We start from the raw sequence: 17,082 nt of genomic DNA, 5'->3' as shown, positions 1-17,082 counted from the left end.
GTCCGTAAACTCATCGACTGTGGCCATCGACGACGATGATCTTGAACGCCTGAGCCGTTGTGTGGAACTCGCGCGCGAAGCGCTCGCCGACGGCGACGAACCGTTCGGCTCGATCCTCGTCGACGATGCCGGCCAGGTGCTCTTCGAAGACCGCAACCGCGTCAAGGACGGTGACCGCACCCGCCACCCCGAGTTCGCGATCGCTGCGTGGGCGGTCGCGAATCTGACGCCCGACAAGCGGGCCGGCGCGACGGTGTACACCTCGGGCGAGCACTGTCCGATGTGCGCGGCCGCCCACGCATGGGTTGGTCTGGGCCGCATCGTGTACGCCACATCGTCGGAACAACTGACTCGCTGGCTGACCGAGTGGGGGGCCAACCCACCGCCGGTCGCCCCGCTGCCGATCACGACGATCGCCCCGCGCGTCGACGTCGACGGCCCAGCGCTCGAGTATGCCGATGAGATGAAGGCACTCTACGAGGGGAAGTTCCGGCCGTGACAGGGTCTTCGCGCCGACGCACATCCGCCACAGAGCCGGCGTGGGTCGAGCATGTGATCTGGTGGCAGATCTATCCCCTGGGCTTCGTCGGCGCGTACCCGGCGGAAGCCCCTCCTGGCGCCCACGAGCACCGGCTGCGCCGCATCGTCGAATGGCTTGATCACGTCATCGAACTCGGCGCATCAGGGTTGGCGCTGGGGCCGATATTCGCATCGCGCACCCACGGCTACGACACCACCGACCACTACCGCATCGATCCCCGGCTAGGGGACGAAGGGGACTTCGACCACCTGGTCGCCGAGGCGCATGGCCGCGGGTTACGGGTACTGCTCGACGGCGTCTTCAACCACGTGGGCACGGACTTCGCCAACACATCATGGTTCCGGAAGGGGGGCAACGGTTCTCAGGTCGGCTACGACACCTTCGAGGGCCACGGCGAGCTGATCTCCCTCGATCACGACAACCCCGAGGTCATCGACTACATCGTCGACGTCATGACGCACTGGCTCGCCCGCGGGGCCGACGGTTGGCGTCTCGACGCCGCCTACGCGGTGCCGGACCGGATCTGGTCCCAGGTGCTGCCCCGCGTCCGCTCGGCGTTTCCGGACGCGTGGTTCGTCGGGGAGGTCATCCACGGCGACTATTCGGCGCGGGTGCGTGACGGCGGCTTCGACGCCGTGACGCAATACGAACTGTGGAAGGCGATCTGGAGCGGCATCAACGATCAGAACTTCCACGAACTCGACTGGGCACTGGTGCGGCACAACGAATTCCTCGACACCTTCGTGCCGATGACGTTCCTCGGCAATCACGATGTCACCCGGATCGCGAGCCGCCTCGATGACATCAGGCACCTCGACCACGCGCTGGTGGTCCTGCTGACCACCGGCGGCACACCAAGTGTCTACGCCGGCGACGAGTCCGCCTACCGGGGCGTCAAAGAGGAGCGATTCGGTGGCGACGATGCGGTGCGGCCCGAATTCGGTTCTCCGCCAGAAGGTGTCGAGCGGCTCGGCCACGATGAGTTCAGACTGCACCAGTATCTGATCGGGTTGCGCAGGCGACATCCATGGCTGCACACAGCGCGCACCTCACCGCTGCAGCTGACCAATCGCCAGTACGTCTACGAGACACGCAACGGAGCCGACGTGCTGGTGGTGGCGCTCAACATCGACGATTCACCATTGTCCGTCTCGCTGCCCGAGGCCGGCTTCGATGCGGGCACCATCGTCGCAGGGTCGGGGGCACCACCTCAGGACGTCGTTTCGCACGCGGAGGTCGAGGCGCACGGCTGGCTGATCATCGCGCCAACTGCTCGACCGTGAGCGCATCCTCGACACCGTCGTAGAGCCGATCCAGGACCGCGCGGAAGTCGGCTTGCACTTCGGCGGACTCGGCGGCGCGGGCGAACAGCGTCATCGATGAACGCACTTTGAGATTGTCCGGCCAGCCGAAGATCTCGTCAGCAGAGGAGCCCCGGACGCCGGCAACCACCCGAGCACATTCCCGCAGCCGCGGGCCAAGCACCTCGTGGCCGAGATACGCCTTCGCCTCGGCCAGCGAGGCGATGCCGTAGCGGATCGCCGTCGGGCTGCGGCCGAGCGATTGCAGCTGAGGAAATACGAACCAGATCCAGTGGCTGCGTTTGCGACCGCTGCGCAGTTCGGCCAGCACCGTGTCGTAGACGCGATCCTGGGCGTCGACGAACCGCCGCAGATCGAACGGATCGGCGCGCTCAGATGACAACAATTTGCGCACACCCCCTCCTTCGCAAGTTTTGCAAGATAGTCTTTGCGATTCAATGACGACAATTGTTGATCCGGAATCGTCGACCCCGGCTGCGCGGACCAAAAAGCCCAGAAATCTGCGGCTACCGGTCGCATCCCGGGTCAGCATTCAGTCGAAGTTGTTGATGATGCTCCTCGTCACGAGCGTCCTTTCCGCGGCCGTGGTCGGCGCGATCGGTTACCAGTCCGGCCGGTCGTCATTGCGTGAGTCGGTCTTCGACCGGCTGACGGAGACTCGCCAGTCGCAGAGCCGCCAGCTGCAGGAGGGCATCGGGGACCTCAAGGACTCGCTGGTGATCTACTCGCGAGGGGCCACGTCGACGCAGGCCATCCAGGCCTTCACCGCAGGCTTCGACCAGCTCAACGCGGCGACCATCAGCCCGGCGCAACAGCAGTCCCTCGTCGACTACTACACCAACCAGTTCGCACCGACCAAAAAGGCGATCGGCGACGATGTGGACATCGACGCGGTGCTGCCGAATACCAACGCCGCGCGCTACCTCCAGGCCTATTACACCGCACCATTCTCCGATTGGGATAAGTCGATCAAGTTCGACGATGCCCGCGACGGCAGCGCCTGGTCGGCCGCCAACGCCCGGTACAACGACTTCTTCCGAGAGATCGTCACGCGGTTCGAGTTCGAGGACGCGTTGCTGTTCGACACCCGCGGCAACATCATCTACACCGCGTACAAGGGTGTAGATCTCGGTACCAACGTGTTCACCGGCCCCTTCAAGGGCGGACCGCTGGCCGCCGCATACAGTGCGGCGCTCGATTCGAACACCGTTGACTACGTAGGCATCACCGACTTCGGAGAATACGAACCGGCCGACGAGCCCACTGCGTGGTTCATGTCGCCGGTCGGCCCGCAGGGCAGGGTCGACGGGGTGCTGGCGCTGCAGTTCCCGATCTCCAAAATCAACCGGCTGATGACGATGGACCGGCGCTGGCAGGAGTCCGGCATGGGCAAGACGGGCGAGACGTTCATCGTCGGCCCCGACGATCTGATGCGGTCGGATTCCAGGCTGTTCCTCGAGGATCCCGAGGCCTACAAGCGCGACGTCGTCGAGGCCGGCACACCACCCGATGTCGCAGAGGAGGCCATCGAGCGAGGCGGCACGACCCTGGTACAGCCGGTGCCGACCGAGGCCACCAAACTCGCGCAGCGCGGACAATCGGGCACGCTGATCGCGCAGGACTATCTGGGTTACGAGACCCTGCAGGCCTACGCCCCTGCCAACATCGAGGGCCTGCGATGGAACGTCATCGCCAAGATCACCACGGCAGAGGCGTTCGCCCCGGTGTCGGCATTCACCCGCACGCTGGTGTTGTCGACGGTCGTGATCATCTTCGTCGTCTGCCTGGCCGCAATGCTGCTCGCGCGATTGTTCGTGCGACCCATCCGCCGGCTCGAGGCCGGCGCGCAGAAAATCAGTTCCGGGGACTACAACATCACCCTGCCCGTGCATTCACGCGATGAGTTCGGCGACCTCACCGCCGCCTTCAACGATATGAGCCGCAACCTCACCATCAAGGAGGAGTTGCTCGCCGAGCAGCGCCGCGAAAACGACCGGCTGATGTTGTCCCTGATGCCTGAGCCGTTGGTGCAGCGCTACCGGGAGGGCGAGGAGACGATTGCACAGGATCACCGGGACGTCACGGTGATCTTCGCCGATGTGGTCGGACTTGACGCGCTGTCATCGGAGCTGAACTCCGACGAGCTGCTCACCATCGTCAACAAGCTGACCCGTCAATTCGACGCCGCGGCAGAGAATCTCGGCGTCGAGCAGGTACGCACCCTGCACAACGGTTATCTGGCCAGTTGCGGGCTCAGTGTGCCGCGCCTCGACAACGTCAAGCGCACAGTCGATTTCGCGATAGAGATGCAACGCACTATCGAAAGGTTCAACGCCGAGACCGGATACGAGCTACAGCTGCGCGCCGGCATCGATACCGGAACGGTGACGAGCGGCCTGGTCGCACGGTCCACCCTCGCCTACGACATGTGGGGGTCGGCGGTGAACCTGGCGTACCAGGTACAGAGCGGCTCGCCGCAACCGGGCGTCTATGTCACGGCGACGGTCTACGACACGATTCGCGACAGCCGAAACTTCACCTCTTCGGGCGTGATCACCGTCGACGGCGAAGAACAGCCCGTCTGGCGGCTGGCGTAGCGATGAGCAGCGTGTTCGATTCTCCGTGGTTCTACTGGGCCGTCGGGGTGGCCGTCGGTTTCCCCGTCTGCTTGGTGTTGCTCACCGAGTTGCACAACGCGCTGCTACGCCGCGGCAGCGGGCTGGCCCGTCCGGTGCATCTGGTGCGCAACTACATACTGCCGCTGGGTGCACTGCTGATCCTGCTCGTGCAGGCCATCCAGGTCTCCGGTGAGGCGACGCCGGTGCGGGTCGTCGCGACCGTGTTCGGTTTCGTCGTACTGGTTCTGCTGCTGTCCGGCCTGAATGCCACGATGTTCCAAGGTGCGCCGGAAGGCAGCTGGCGCAAGCGAATCCCGTCGATCTTCCTCGACGTGGCCCGATTCGCGGTGATCGCCGTCGGCCTCGCCATCATGCTCGCCTACATCTGGGGCGCGAATGTGGGTGGCCTGTTCACCGCGCTGGGCGTGACGTCCATCGTGATCGGCCTTGCGCTGCAGAACTCGGTGGGGCAGATAATCTCGGGCCTGCTCCTGTTGTTCGAACAGCCGTTTCAGCTCGGTGACTGGATCGACGCGCCGTCGGCACGTGGTCGCGTCGTGGAAGTCAACTGGCGCGCCACGCATATCGACACCGGTAGCGGCATGATGATCATGCCCAACTCAGCGCTGGCCGCCGCCTCGTTCAAGAACTTCAGCCGACCGGCAGGCACCCACTCACTCAGTGTCACCACCGTGTTTTCGGTAAACGACCCACCCGACGACGTCATCGCGATGCTGAACCGCGTGGCCGCCATGCTGCCACAGTTACGACCGGGCGCGACGCCGTCCAGCGTACGTTCCGACTCCCAGGAGTACAGCACGGGAGTTCCGGTGCGCTCCCCCGCGGATGACTTCGCCGCCAAATCACAGTTCCTGCGCTGGGTCTGGTACGCCTCACGGCGCGCCGGTCTGCATCTCGACGAGGCCGAAGACGAGTTCTCCACATCCGAACGGGTGCAGACGTCGTTGCGGATCATCGCGCCGACCCTGCGGCTGAATCACCAGGACCAGGAGGGTCTGCTCCCCCAGGTCCGTGTCACGCGTTACGGCGCCGGTGAGTACATCCAGCACACGGGGCAGGTCCCCAAGCGGATGACGTTCATTGTCAACGGGAAGGTCAGGCTCGCGGCGACCGACCGTGCGGGTGGCATCATTCCCGTCCGGACGCTTGAATCGGGCGACTTCCTGGGTCAGACGGCGCTGACACTCGAACCGGTGACCGCGGCCGCCTATGCGCTCAACGAAGTGACTGTGTTGCAGATGGATCGCGCTGTCATCGAGGACCTGGTGTCGCGAAAACCGGTGTTGCTGCAGGACTTCGGTCGTGCCATCGAAGAAAGACGCGAAAGCCTGCGGCGGGCGTTGGCCGCGGCCGAGGACTGAGCGCGGTCACGATGAAGCGCCGCTTACCCCGACCCCAAGAACTGGCCCCGCTGCTGCAGTTCCGCAAGCCGCAGGTGAACTTGAAGCAACGCCGACTCGAAAGTGCACTGACGATCGAGGATCTGCGGCGCATCGCGAAACGACGCACCCCCACGGCGGCGTTCGACTACACCGACGGCGCCGCCGAAGAGGAGCTGTCGTTGGGGCGGGCACGACAGGCTTTCCGCGACATCGAATTTCACCCGACGATCCTGCGTAATGTCGCCGAAATAGACACCGGGGCCACTGTGCTCGGCGACCGGGTGGATCAGCCGTTCGGGATCGCGCCGACCGGTTTCACCCGGTTGATGCAAACCGAAGGCGAGATCGCCGGCGCACGCGCCGCCGCACGCGCCGGCATCCCGTTCTCGTTGTCCACGCTCGGGACTTCCTCGATCGAGGATGTCAAGGCCGCAAATCCGCATGGTCGCAACTGGTTTCAGCTCTACATGTGGAAGGACCGGGACCGGTCGATGGCGCTGGTTGAGCGGGCCGCGGCCGCGGGCTTCGACACGCTGCTGGTCACTGTCGACGTCCCTGTCGCGGGAGCCCGTCTACGCGACACCCGCAACGGGATGTCGATACCGCCGGCGCTGACGCTGCGCACGGTCCTCGACGCGGTGCCGCACCCCCGCTGGTGGTTCGACCTGCTGAGCACCGAACCGCTGTCGTTCGCGTCGCTGGACCGGTGGCCCGGCACCGTCGCGGAGTACCTGGATACCATGTTCGACCCGACCGTGACGTTCGAGGATCTGGCCTGGATAAAGACACAGTGGCCGAACAAGCTGGTGGTCAAGGGAATTCAGACACTTGAGGATGCGAAGTCAGTGGTCGACCTTGGCGCCGACGGAATCGTGTTGTCCAATCACGGCGGCCGCCAACTCGACCGCGCACCGGTGCCATTCCACCTGCTGCCACGCGTCGCCGCGGAACTCGGAAACGACACCGAGGTTTTGCTGGACACGGGCATCATGTCGGGCGCCGACATTGTGGCGGCGATCGCGCTGGGAGCGCGATTCACGTTGATCGGGCGCGCGTATCTGTACGGCCTGATGGCCGGCGGCGAGGCGGGCGTCGACCGCGCCATCGAGATCCTGTCGGGCCAGGTCAGTAGGACTATGAGGCTTCTCGGTGTGACGTCGCTCGACGAGCTGGTGCCTCGGCACGTGACACAGTTACACCGGTTTGGCCGAGGCGTGTCGTAGCCCGGCACGAAATCACTCCAGTCACACAATTCCCACTGGCCACGCTACATATCCGCTGTTCGGCGAGTCCTCGCCGAGTCGGAATCGTTAGCCAACCGCGATATCGCAACCGTGTGTTGCGGGGCCGGACTCGCCCCGTCCACGTGTTTCATTACGCAGGCAGAGCAACGGCAAATGCTTTGTGGCACGCAATGAAAGGTGGGTTGGTTGCCGTTATGAAGGTCTTTGAGAGGTTTCGGAGTAAGTGGTTCCGCAAGCTGGCGGTGAGCGCCGTTGCGGCGGTGACTCTGCCCGGGCTGATCGGCTTCGTCGGGGGTTCGGCGACAGCTGGTGCGTTCTCCCGGCCGGGTCTGCCGGTCGAGTATCTGGATGTGTTCTCCCCGTCGATGAACCGCAACATCAAGGTGCAGTTCCAGGGTGGAGGTCCGCATGCGGTGTACCTGCTCGACGGGCTGCGCGCGCAGGACGATTTCAACGGCTGGGACATCAACACCCCGGCCTTCGAGTGGTACTACCAGTCCGGTCTGTCGACCGTCATGCCCGTAGGTGGCATGTCGAGCTTCTACACCGACTGGTATCAGCCGTCACGGGGTAACGGCCAGGACTACACCTACAAGTGGGAGACGTTCCTGACGAACGAGCTGCCCGCTTGGCTTGAGGCCAACAAGGGTGTTTCGCAGCTCGGCAACGCGGTGGTGGGCATCTCGATGGCCGGCGCCACGGCGCTGACGTACTCGATCTACCATCCGCAGAAGTTCATCTACGCCGCATCGTTGTCGGGCTTCCTCAATCCGTCCGAGGGCTGGTGGCCGATGCTGATCGGACTGGCGATGAACGACGCGGGCGGCTACAACGCCGAGAGCATGTGGGGTCCGTCCTCGGATCCGGCGTGGAAGCGCAACGACCCGATGGTCAACATCAATCAGCTGGTGGCCAACAACACCAGGGTCTGGATCTACTGCGGTTCCGGTACGCCGTCGGATCTGGACACCAGCGGTGGCGGCGGCAACATGATGGCCGCGCAGTTCCTCGAGGGATTGACGTTGCGTACCAACGTCAGCTTCAAGGACAACTACGTTGCCGCAGGTGGCACCAACGGGGTGTTCAACTTCCCGCAACAGGGCACGCATAGCTGGGGCTACTGGGGTCAGCAGCTCGACATGATGAAGCCCGATATCCAACGGGTGCTGGGGGCGCAAGCCACCGCCTGAGTTCCACCCACAACAGGGAGCCTGCCGTAACCCCCGAACGGCAGGCTCCCTGGCATTTGCGTCGGGAGATCTCGCCCTCGGGTCGCTGAATGTTTCACCAAGGCGTGGATAGCGGCCGGTAACTTCCTGCACGCCTGCATATTTGGCGAGGTGTCGAATCACCGCCTTGTCGGCGTCAGCACCCGCACCCCACGCTCGGTGAACGCTGTGCACGCCGCCTTCGGGGCCGCCGCGTCGAGCACGACCGTCCACGACTCGGCGATCGGGATCCATGCGGGGGTGCACTGGGCGAGCTTCGAGGAGTCGGCGAGCAGCACCACGCGGTCAGCGCGGGCGGCGGCCTCCTGCTTTATCCAGGTCTCCTCGACCGTCGGCTCGCCAAGGCCACGGGTCGGGTCGACGGCGTCGGCGCCGAGGAATGCGATATCGAAGTGCAACCGGTTGAGTGCCAGCGACGCGAGTGGCCCGATCACCCCGTGGCTGAGCGGCTGTACCCGACCGCCGGTGAGCACCACGTCGACGTTGGCCGAACGGGCCAGCACAAGCGCCGCCTCCAGCCCGCGGGTGACCACCGTGAGCGGCCTGCCCTCGGCCAGCCGCCGTGCAAGTGCCAGGCACGTCGTGCCGGCATCGAGGAAGACCGTGCCCTCCGGCGGCACCAGCCCCAGCGCCACGTCGGCTATGGCCGCCTTCGCCTCGAGGTTGAGCCGCTCGCTCTCGGTGAACGGCCGCTCGCGGAACACGTCGGTGGCCAGCGCGCCGCCGTAGGTACGGGCCAGGCGCCCCTGCTGCTGGAGGGTCGACAGGTCGCGCCGAACGGTGGACGTCGAGACGGCGAGCCGCGCAGCTAGCGTCTCCACATCGGTTACGCCTCTGTCGCGCACAAGTCCGATCATCGCGTCATGCCGCGCATAGGTCGCGCGCCGCATACCCCTGCCGGACATCACCCTCCTGTCCGGACTCCCCCTCAGGAGCCGTAGGTAGCTCGGATGTCATCGCGGTACGGCGCGTCCTCGAGCGCGGTGGAATATCGGTTCAGAGGACCGCACTTGCGACGAGCAGCAGCGGCAGCGAGGCCAGCCACACCGCTGTGGTGATGCCCGACCAGCCGCGCAGGGCAGCAACACCCTCGAGCCCGGTGAACCTGGTGACGACCCAGAAGTAGGAGTCGTTGAAGTAGCTGAACACCATCGACCCAGCACAGCACGCCAGTGCTGCGACCAGGGGCGAAAGGCCAAGACCGGCCACCAGCGGCACCGTCACCGAGGCGGCGGTGATCATGGCGACCGTGCCGGAACCCTGGGCGAGTCTCACCAGCGAGGCGATCAGGAACGGGACCAGGACGCCAGGCATGCTGACGTCGGCTATCGCCTCGGCCAGCGCATCGCCGACGCCGGAGTCACGCAGCACCTGGCCGAGCGCGCCGCCGGCTCCAGTGATCAGAATGATCAGCCCGGCCGACGCAGCGGCCTCAGCGAGCCAGTGGTGCACCTTCGCGCGCGGCGTCCACCGTGGCAGCAACAGGTAAACGGCGAGCACGATGCCTATGACCAAGGCAACCACCGGGTTGCCGACGAAGCCGAGCACCGCCGCGTAGCCAGCCGGGGTGTACTCATCGTCGGGCGACAGCACGCCCTGGTTGGCACGGTCGATCGCCGCGGCGACGGTGTTCATCACGATCAACAGCAGCGGCACGAACAGCGGCAACATGGCCAGGACGAACGGGACGGAGTGCTCCTTCTCACCATCCGGCACCGCACCGAGTTTGTGGACTGGCCCCTCGGTGTCCTCGACGTTCGCAACGCTCCCCGAGGTGCCCGGGCTGCCCGTGCTCTCCGTGCGGCCCGCGCTGGCACTGACACTGACACTGCCGTAGACGTCCGCACGCACCCCATCGGTCAGCTCGCTCTCCAGCTTGGGGCCGATCCAGGCGGCGTAGAGGACAACGACCGGTAATAGCAACACCGCGAAGACGAATCCGACGAGGATCAGGCCGCCGAGGTCGGCGCCGAGGATGCCGGCGACCCCGAGCGGGCCCGGTGTTGGTGGCACCAGGTGGTGGGTAATCGTCATGCCGCAGCCGAGCGCGAGCGCGAGCGTGACGTAGCGGCCTTTGATGCGCCGCGCGATCGAGCGCGCCAGCGGGTTCATGATGACGTAGCCGGAATCACAGAACACCGGGATGGAGACGATGGCGCCGGTGCCTGCCATCGCCCAATGCTCGCGTCCACGACCGAGGGCACGCACGAACGTGCGTGCCAGCGTATCGGCGGCACCCGAAACCTCGAGTATCTTGCCGATGCCCACGCCGAGGCCGATGACGATACCGATCGAGCCCAGTGTGTTACCGAATCCCGTGGTCATCGATTTGATGGTGTCCAAGGCTGGTGAACCAGCGACGAAGCCGGTGACCAGTGCGGCGATCAGCAGCGCGACAAATGCGTCGAGACGGGTGCGCAGCACCAGCACCACCATCGTCGCGATGCCAAGGGCCAGCGCAAGAAGCAACCTTATTTCCACCGAGACCTCCCAGAAAGGCCCGCATATGTGCGGCCCGTCACGATCCTGACCGACCAAACTGCGGAATGCAAGCACTTCTACGATAGAAACTGCGGACAATGCGCAATTAGGTTGGCCCGCCTGATCCTGTCGCTGGATGTCCGGTGCAGCGGGGTGTGGGCCCAGTTCGGGGAAGGGAACAAAGGCGGCGTCAACAAGGTTGAGTCGATCTGACTGAACTTTGGAGGAACCATGGCTGAAGCCAAATCAGTGCCGGTGCTGTTCCTGAACGAATCGATCGTGCTGCCGGGAATGGTTGTGCCGATCGAGCTGGACGACGCGGCCCGTGCCGCCGTCGACGCAGCACAGGCCACCGAGTCCGGCGAGCTGCTCATCGCCCCCCGCCTCGAGGACCGGTACGCGTCATACGGCGTGCTCGCATCGATCGTGCAGGTCGGTCGCATAGCGGGCGGTAATGGGAGCGCGGCGGTCGTGCGCGGCACCAAGCGTGCGCACATCGGTGCGGGTGCCAACGGCCCCGGCGCCGCGCTGTGGGTCGAGGTGACCGAGGTCATCGAAGACGCTGCAGGCCCCACCGACGAGGTCAAAGCGCTGGCTGCCGAGTACAAGAAGCTGCTGCTGGCGATGCTGCAGCGCCGAGAGGCCTGGCAGATCATCGACTTCGTCAACCAGCTGACCGACCCGTCGGCACTGGCCGACACGGCCGGCTACGCGTCGTACCTGACGCAGGTGCAGAAGCGCCAGCTGCTGGAAACCCCCGACGTCGCTGAGCGGCTCAAGGTGCTCATCGAATGGACCGGCGATCAGCTGGCGGAGGTCGAGGTCACCGACAAGATCGCCGACGACGTCCGCGAGGGCATGGAGAAGACGCAGAAGGAATTCCTGCTGCGTCAGCAGCTCGCCGCGATCCGCAAGGAGCTGGGCGAAGGTGAACCCGACGGGTCTGACGACTACCGGGCCCGCGTCGAGGCCGCCGATCTGCCGGAGAAGGTCCGCGAGGCCGCGCTGCGCGAGGTCGGCAAGTTGGAGCGTTCCAGCGAGCAGAGCCCCGAGGGCGGCTGGATCCGGACTTGGCTGGACACCGTTCTGGAGCTGCCGTGGAACGTCTCCACCGAAGATTCCACCGACCTGAAGTCGGCCCGGGAAATACTCGACGCCGACCACCACGGACTGACGGACGTAAAGGACCGCATCGTCGAGTACCTGGCGGTTCGGGCCCGACGCGCCCAGCGTGGGATGGCCGTCGTCGGCGGCCGCGGTTCCGGCGCCGTGATGGTGCTGGCCGGTCCCCCCGGTGTCGGCAAGACATCGCTCGGTGAGAGCGTGGCCCGGGCATTGGGCCGCAAGTTCGTGCGCGTCGCCCTCGGCGGTGTGCGCGACGAGGCCGAGATCCGTGGTCACCGTCGCACCTACGTCGGTGCACTGCCCGGCCGTATCGTGCGCGCGATCGGCGAAGCGGGGTCGATGAACCCCGTCGTGCTGCTCGACGAGATCGACAAGGTCGGCTCCGACTACCGGGGCGATCCGTCTGCCGCCCTGCTCGAGGTGCTGGACCCGGCGCAGAACCATACGTTCCGCGATCACTACCTGGAGCTGGATCTGGACCTGTCCGATGTCGTGTTCCTGGCGACGGCCAACGTGATCGAGAACATCCCGTCGGCGCTGCTGGACCGCATGGAGCTGATCCAGATCGACGGTTACACCGAGGACGACAAGGTCGCCATCGCACGGGACTTCCTGCTGCCCCGGCAGCGGGACCGTGCGGCGCTGACCGAGGACGAGGTGACGGTGACCGAGGACGCGCTGCGCAAGATCGCGGCCGACTACACCCGCGAGCCCGGCGTGCGGCAGTTCGAGCGGTTACTGGCCAAGGCGTTGCGCAAGGCCACGACGAAGCTGGCGGTGGACCCGGCGGTGCTGACGATCGACGAGCCCGATCTCGTTGACTACCTGGGTCGCCCGCGGTTCCTTCCGGAGTCGGCCGAGCGCACGGCGGTGCCCGGTGTGGCCACCGGACTGGCGGTCACGGGGCTCGGCGGCGATGTCTTGTACATCGAAGCCGGGGCGACCGACGGAGAGGCCGGGCTGCAGCTGACCGGTCAGCTTGGTGACGTGATGAAGGAGTCCGCGCAGATCGCGCTGTCCTACGTGCGTGCACACGCCGAGCAGCTGGGCGTCGACCCGAAGTCCCTGGACCGCAGGATCCACGTGCACGTGCCCGCGGGTGCGGTGCCCAAGGACGGTCCGTCGGCCGGCGTGACGATGGTGACGGCGCTGGTTTCGATGGCCACCGGGCGGCAGGTCCGCTCCGATGTCGGCATGACCGGTGAGGTGACACTCAACGGCCGCGTGCTGCCGATCGGCGGCGTCAAGCAGAAGCTGTTGGCGGCGCAACGCGCAGGACTGTCAACGGTTTTCATCCCCCAGCGCAACGAGGCCGACCTGGACGACGTCCCGGCCGATGTGCTCGAGTCGCTGGAGGTCAAACCGATGGTCGACGTCGCCGACATCATCGCGCAGGCGCTCGCACCAGCAGAGGCTGAGGCGACAACGGCCGCTGCCTAGCCGCGAAAGTGCACTCAGGGTCGTGGTCCCATCGCGGGTCACGACCCTGAGTGCAATGTCGGCAGTAGTTTGATCCCATGGCCTATGACGAATACTTGGCTGACCGCGTTCGCGAACTCGTCTCAGGTGAGCGCGGTGTCGCCGAGAAGCGGATGTTCGGCGGGCTGGCGTTCCTCATCGGCGGCAATATGTCGGTGTGCGTCAGCGGCCAGGGCGGGCTCATGGTGCGGGTGCCGCGCGACGACACCGAGAAGCTGTTGGCACGCGAACACGTCGAACCGATGGTGATGGCCGGACGTGAGACCCGCGGCTGGTTGCGGGTGGGCGTCGACGGTCTCAAGACCAAACGACAGCTGCAGGCGTGGGTGAGCCGCGGTGTCGACTACGCGAAGAGTTTCCCCGCCAAATAGCACGGGTACGCCGCCCATGTGCCAACGGCATCGACCAAGAAGCTACTGAAAGGCCTGCTCGAGCGGGCCGGCACGACCTATGCCCAGCAAGCCGGTATACGGCTGCAGGACAAGCCCATGCCGCTGTTCCAGTTGCTTGTTCTCTGCATGCTCGCGAGTAAGCCCATCGATGCGGCCATCGCCACCGATGCGGCTCGCGAGGTGTTCAAGGCCGGTCTGCGAACCCCCAAAGCGGTTCTACAGGCCGACCGGTCGACGATGATCACCGCTTTCGGGCGTGCGCACTATGTGCGCTACGACGAAAGCTCGGCGACCCGGCTGGTCGACATCGCACGAACCGTCCACGATCAATACGCCGACGATTTGCGCGGGCTCGCCGACGCGAGCGAGCACAACCCCACAGCAGCTCGGCGATTGTTGAAGCAGTTCAAGGGGATTGGCGATACCGGCGCCGACATCTTCCTGCGCGAGATACAGGACCACTGGACCTGGGCACGCCCCTTCTTCGACGACCGCACCCTGGCCGTCGCCAAACAACTCGGCCTCGCAGGCAGCGCGGTCGAGCTCGGGGACCTGGCGCCGCGTTCGGCCGCGAAACTCGCCGCGGCCCTGGTGCGCGTTTCACTCGATACCGATCTTCGGGACGAACTGCTGAAGGCGACGTGATTCGCGTCGGCACGTCCGGCTGGTCTTACGACCACTGGGCGGGCGTCTTGTATCCACCCAAATTGCCGGTGGCCAAGCGGCTGGCGGTCTACGTCGAGGAGTTCGACACGGTCGAGCTCAATGCCAGTTTCTACCGATGGCCGAAAGACGCGACCTTCGCGGGCTGGCGACAGCGGTTGCCCGACGGTTTCACGATGTCGGTCAAGGCCCAGCGAGGACTGACCCACTACCGGAGGTTGCGTGCACCGGAACCATGGATGGAGCGGTTCGAGCGGGCTTGGAAAGCGCTCGCTGACAAGCGAGAGGCGCTGCTCGTTCAGCTGCATCCCGAGCTGGAACGCGACGACGAGCGGCTCGCTCACTTCCTGAGCCTGATGCCCGACTGGATTCCGGTGGCCATGGAGTTTCGGCATCCCTCCTGGGACGACGACGTCGTCTTTGCTCTGCTCGAACGACACGGCGCCGCATATGTGGTGATGAGCGGCGCGGGTCTGACGTGTGTTCCGCGCGCGACCAGCGATCTTGTGTACATCCGCATGCACGGGCCGCCGCAGGACTCGATCTACGCGGGCTCGTACACCGATGACGAGCTGCGCGAATGGGCCGACAGGATCGCCGGTTGGCACGGCGAGGGACGCCGGGTGCTGGTCTACTTCAACAACGACCTGGGCGGACACGCCATCCACAACGCGCGAAAGCTCAAAGAACTGTTGGCTTGATCCAGCCGCATCCCGTCGCGAGTAAGGTCAGGTGGCATGACAACGTCGTCGACATTCGCCATCGTGGGCGGCGGCCTTGCTGGGGCCAAGGCCGCAGAAGCATTGCGTGACAAAGATTTCGGTGGACACATCGTGCTGTTTGCCGCCGAGGAGCACCTGCCCTACGAACGTCCTCCGCTGTCGAAGGAGTTTCTGCTCGGCAAGAAGCAATTCACAGAATTCACAGCAGCGTCGTCCTCCTGGTATCGCGACCACCATGTCGAGCTGCAGCTCGGCACCGAGGTGACCGCGGTCGACCCCGGTGCTCACACGGTGTCCCTGCCAGACGGCACCACCGTGAGCTACGACAAGCTCCTCCTGGCTACCGGGTCCACTCCGCGTCGGCCATCGATTCCCGGCGCCGATGCCGACGGCGTACATTATCTACGTACGATCGACGATGCCGAGGCTCTGAACTCTGTTCTCACAGAGGGGGTTTCACTTGCGATTATCGGCGCAGGCTGGATCGGCCTCGAAGTGGCAGCAGGCGCTCGGGCACGCGGCGTATCCGTCACTGTCGTGGAAACCGCGGAAGTGCCGTTGATGGGCGCGCTCGGCCGTGAGACCGGTGAGGTGTTCGCCGCGATGCATCGCGAGCACGGCGTGGACCTCCGGCTGAATGCGACGGTCGACGAAGTCACCACATCCGGAGGCAAGGCAACTGGGCTGAAGCTCGGCGACGGCTCGACGATCGCCTCCGACGCGGTTCTGGTAGCCGTCGGAGCCGTCGCCAACAGCGGTCTCGCCGAGCAAGCCGGCCTCGCCACCGGGCATGGCGGCGTGCTCGTGGATGCGTCACTACGCACCAGCGACCCGGACATCTTCGCGGTGGGCGATATCGCCGCGGCCGAACATCCCCTCTTCGGCACCCGGATTCGCACCGAGCACTGGGCGAATGCCCTCAAGCAGCCGGCCGTCGCGGCCGCCGGGATGCTCGGCAAGCCGGAGGAATACACCGAACTGCCCTACTTCTTCACCGACCAGTACGACCTCGGCATGGAGTACGTCGGGCACGCACCCGACTACGACCGCATGGTGACGCGCGGCGATGTGGCCGGCCGCGAATTCACGGCGTTCTGGCTCGACAACGACAACCGCGTGCTCGCCGGGATGAACGTCAACATCTGGGAAGGGCTCGACGACATCAAAGCGCTGATCCGGTCACGAGAGCCGGTCGACCCGGACCAACTCCTCGGCGCATAGGTGAACCCGCGCACACTTCCCATCTCGCTGGCCGCGGTGGCAATCCTGGCCGCGGGCTGCTCGGGAGGGACCGTGGTCAATACCGAAGAGGCGCCGGCAGCGGCGCCCGCCAGCACGTCGGTGGCGCCGACCCCACCGGCGAGCAATGCGCATCTGGCGAACGCATTCGACTACGTCGCACACCCACCGGGCGGGACGAGCTATTACTTCACCTCCCCCAGCGGTACCTGGGCGTGCGCGATCATGCCGCGAGTGAAGGTGGGCTGCCTGTCCGCGACGAACTGGCCGTCGGCGATGGGCATCACCGGGGAGCCGGACTCGGTGACCGACGCCGCCGGTGAGGCCACCACGCCTAACGCACTTGTCCTTACGCGTGAGGGCACCGCGCAGTTCGTCGCGATCGAGCAGCCGGAATACTCCCTCGACCCCGGAGCCGCAAAGGTCTTGCCGTTCAACAGAATCCTGGCCGCGGCCGGATTCCGCTGCAACGTACAGGAGGCAACGGGTCTCTCCTGCTTGAGCGAACTCAGCGGAAAGGGCTTTACATTCTCCCCTGACGGTCTTGTTCCCCAGTACACCGATGTGCCCGCGGAGGCTCCATGAGAATCGAAGCGGGACAGGTTGCCGTGGTCACAGGAGGCA

15 protein-coding genes are annotated in these 17,082 nt (G+C 65.5%); 12 read left to right on the top strand and 3 right to left on the bottom strand.

Going from position 1 to position 17,082, the window contains the following annotated elements; genetic code table 11:
* The first annotated feature begins 19 nt into the window (after positions 1 to 19).
* Positions 20 to 499 carry a nucleoside deaminase gene (locus tag CSQ99_RS26165; RefSeq protein WP_099041912.1) on the top strand — a complete coding sequence of 160 codons (480 nt, stop codon included), beginning with the start codon at positions 20 to 22 and terminating at the stop codon, positions 497 to 499.
* Positions 496 to 1,824: an alpha-amylase family protein gene (locus CSQ99_RS26160; RefSeq protein WP_099041911.1), complete on the top strand. Its 1,329-nt coding sequence runs from the start codon at positions 496 to 498 to the stop codon at positions 1,822 to 1,824. Before CSQ99_RS26165 ends, CSQ99_RS26160 begins: the two co-directional genes overlap by 4 nt.
* On the opposite strand, the gene CSQ99_RS26155 is transcribed toward CSQ99_RS26160, so the two are convergent.
* Complete coding sequence (locus tag CSQ99_RS26155) at positions 1,799 to 2,248, bottom strand: DUF1810 domain-containing protein (protein WP_099041932.1); 450 nt, start codon at positions 2,246 to 2,248, stop codon at positions 1,799 to 1,801. The two genes, CSQ99_RS26160 and CSQ99_RS26155, sit on opposite strands and share 26 nt — an antisense overlap.
* Positions 2,249 to 2,300: 52 nt before the next feature.
* Between CSQ99_RS26155 and CSQ99_RS26150 the strand changes: the two genes are divergently transcribed.
* The 4 genes from CSQ99_RS26150 to CSQ99_RS26135 all read left to right on the top strand — a co-directional run bounded on the left by CSQ99_RS26150 (position 2,301) and on the right by CSQ99_RS26135 (position 8,318).
* Positions 2,301 to 4,460, top strand: coding sequence for an adenylate/guanylate cyclase domain-containing protein (locus CSQ99_RS26150; RefSeq protein ID WP_099041910.1), 2,160 nt, complete (start codon positions 2,301 to 2,303; stop codon positions 4,458 to 4,460).
* Between the two features lie 2 nt (positions 4,461 to 4,462).
* Positions 4,463 to 5,863 carry a mechanosensitive ion channel domain-containing protein gene (locus tag CSQ99_RS26145; RefSeq protein WP_099041909.1) on the top strand — a complete coding sequence of 467 codons (1,401 nt, stop codon included), beginning with the start codon at positions 4,463 to 4,465 and terminating at the stop codon, positions 5,861 to 5,863.
* Positions 5,864 to 5,874: 11 nt separating this feature from the next.
* The gene (locus CSQ99_RS26140) at positions 5,875 to 7,107 is read left to right on the top strand and encodes an alpha-hydroxy acid oxidase (protein WP_099041908.1); all 1,233 of its coding nucleotides are present in this window, start codon (positions 5,875 to 5,877) and stop codon (positions 7,105 to 7,107) included.
* A 215-nt stretch (positions 7,108 to 7,322) separates the two neighbouring features.
* Positions 7,323 to 8,318 carry an esterase family protein gene (locus CSQ99_RS26135; RefSeq protein WP_099041907.1) on the top strand — a complete coding sequence of 332 codons (996 nt, stop codon included), beginning with the start codon at positions 7,323 to 7,325 and terminating at the stop codon, positions 8,316 to 8,318.
* A 158-nt stretch (positions 8,319 to 8,476) separates the two neighbouring features.
* On the opposite strand, the gene CSQ99_RS26130 is transcribed toward CSQ99_RS26135, so the two are convergent.
* Complete coding sequence (locus CSQ99_RS26130) at positions 8,477 to 9,262, bottom strand: DeoR/GlpR family DNA-binding transcription regulator (RefSeq protein ID WP_099041906.1); 786 nt, start codon at positions 9,260 to 9,262, stop codon at positions 8,477 to 8,479.
* Between the two features lie 91 nt (positions 9,263 to 9,353).
* Complete coding sequence (locus tag CSQ99_RS26125; RefSeq protein WP_099041931.1) at positions 9,354 to 10,838, bottom strand: GntP family permease; 1,485 nt, start codon at positions 10,836 to 10,838, stop codon at positions 9,354 to 9,356.
* A gap of 231 nt (positions 10,839 to 11,069) precedes the next feature.
* Between CSQ99_RS26125 and lon the strand changes: the two genes are divergently transcribed.
* From lon to CSQ99_RS26095, 6 genes are all read left to right on the top strand, one after another.
* Positions 11,070 to 13,403, top strand: coding sequence for an endopeptidase La (gene lon, locus CSQ99_RS26120; RefSeq protein ID WP_099041905.1), 2,334 nt, complete (start codon positions 11,070 to 11,072; stop codon positions 13,401 to 13,403).
* A gap of 77 nt (positions 13,404 to 13,480) precedes the next feature.
* Entirely contained in the window at positions 13,481 to 13,813 is a 333-nt protein-coding gene (locus tag CSQ99_RS26115) for a TfoX/Sxy family protein (RefSeq protein ID WP_099041904.1), read from the top strand.
* A gap of 18 nt (positions 13,814 to 13,831) precedes the next feature.
* A complete protein-coding gene (locus CSQ99_RS26110) occupies positions 13,832 to 14,479 on the top strand; it encodes an endonuclease (protein WP_099041903.1) in 648 nt (215 codons plus the stop codon).
* Entirely contained in the window at positions 14,476 to 15,198 is a 723-nt protein-coding gene (locus tag CSQ99_RS26105; RefSeq protein WP_099041902.1) for a DUF72 domain-containing protein, read from the top strand. Before CSQ99_RS26110 ends, CSQ99_RS26105 begins: the two co-directional genes overlap by 4 nt.
* 36 nt (positions 15,199 to 15,234) lie before the next feature.
* Entirely contained in the window at positions 15,235 to 16,440 is a 1,206-nt protein-coding gene (locus CSQ99_RS26100) for an NAD(P)/FAD-dependent oxidoreductase (RefSeq protein ID WP_099041901.1), read from the top strand.
* Entirely contained in the window at positions 16,441 to 17,043 is a 603-nt protein-coding gene (locus CSQ99_RS26095) for a hypothetical protein (protein WP_099041900.1), read from the top strand.
* Positions 17,044 to 17,082 lie beyond the last annotated feature (39 nt).

The organism is Mycobacterium neglectum (assembly GCF_002591975.1).
Taxonomy (GTDB): Bacteria; Actinomycetota; Actinomycetes; order Mycobacteriales; family Mycobacteriaceae; genus Mycobacterium; species Mycobacterium neglectum.
This window is presented reverse-complemented; position numbering and strand designations above follow the sequence as displayed.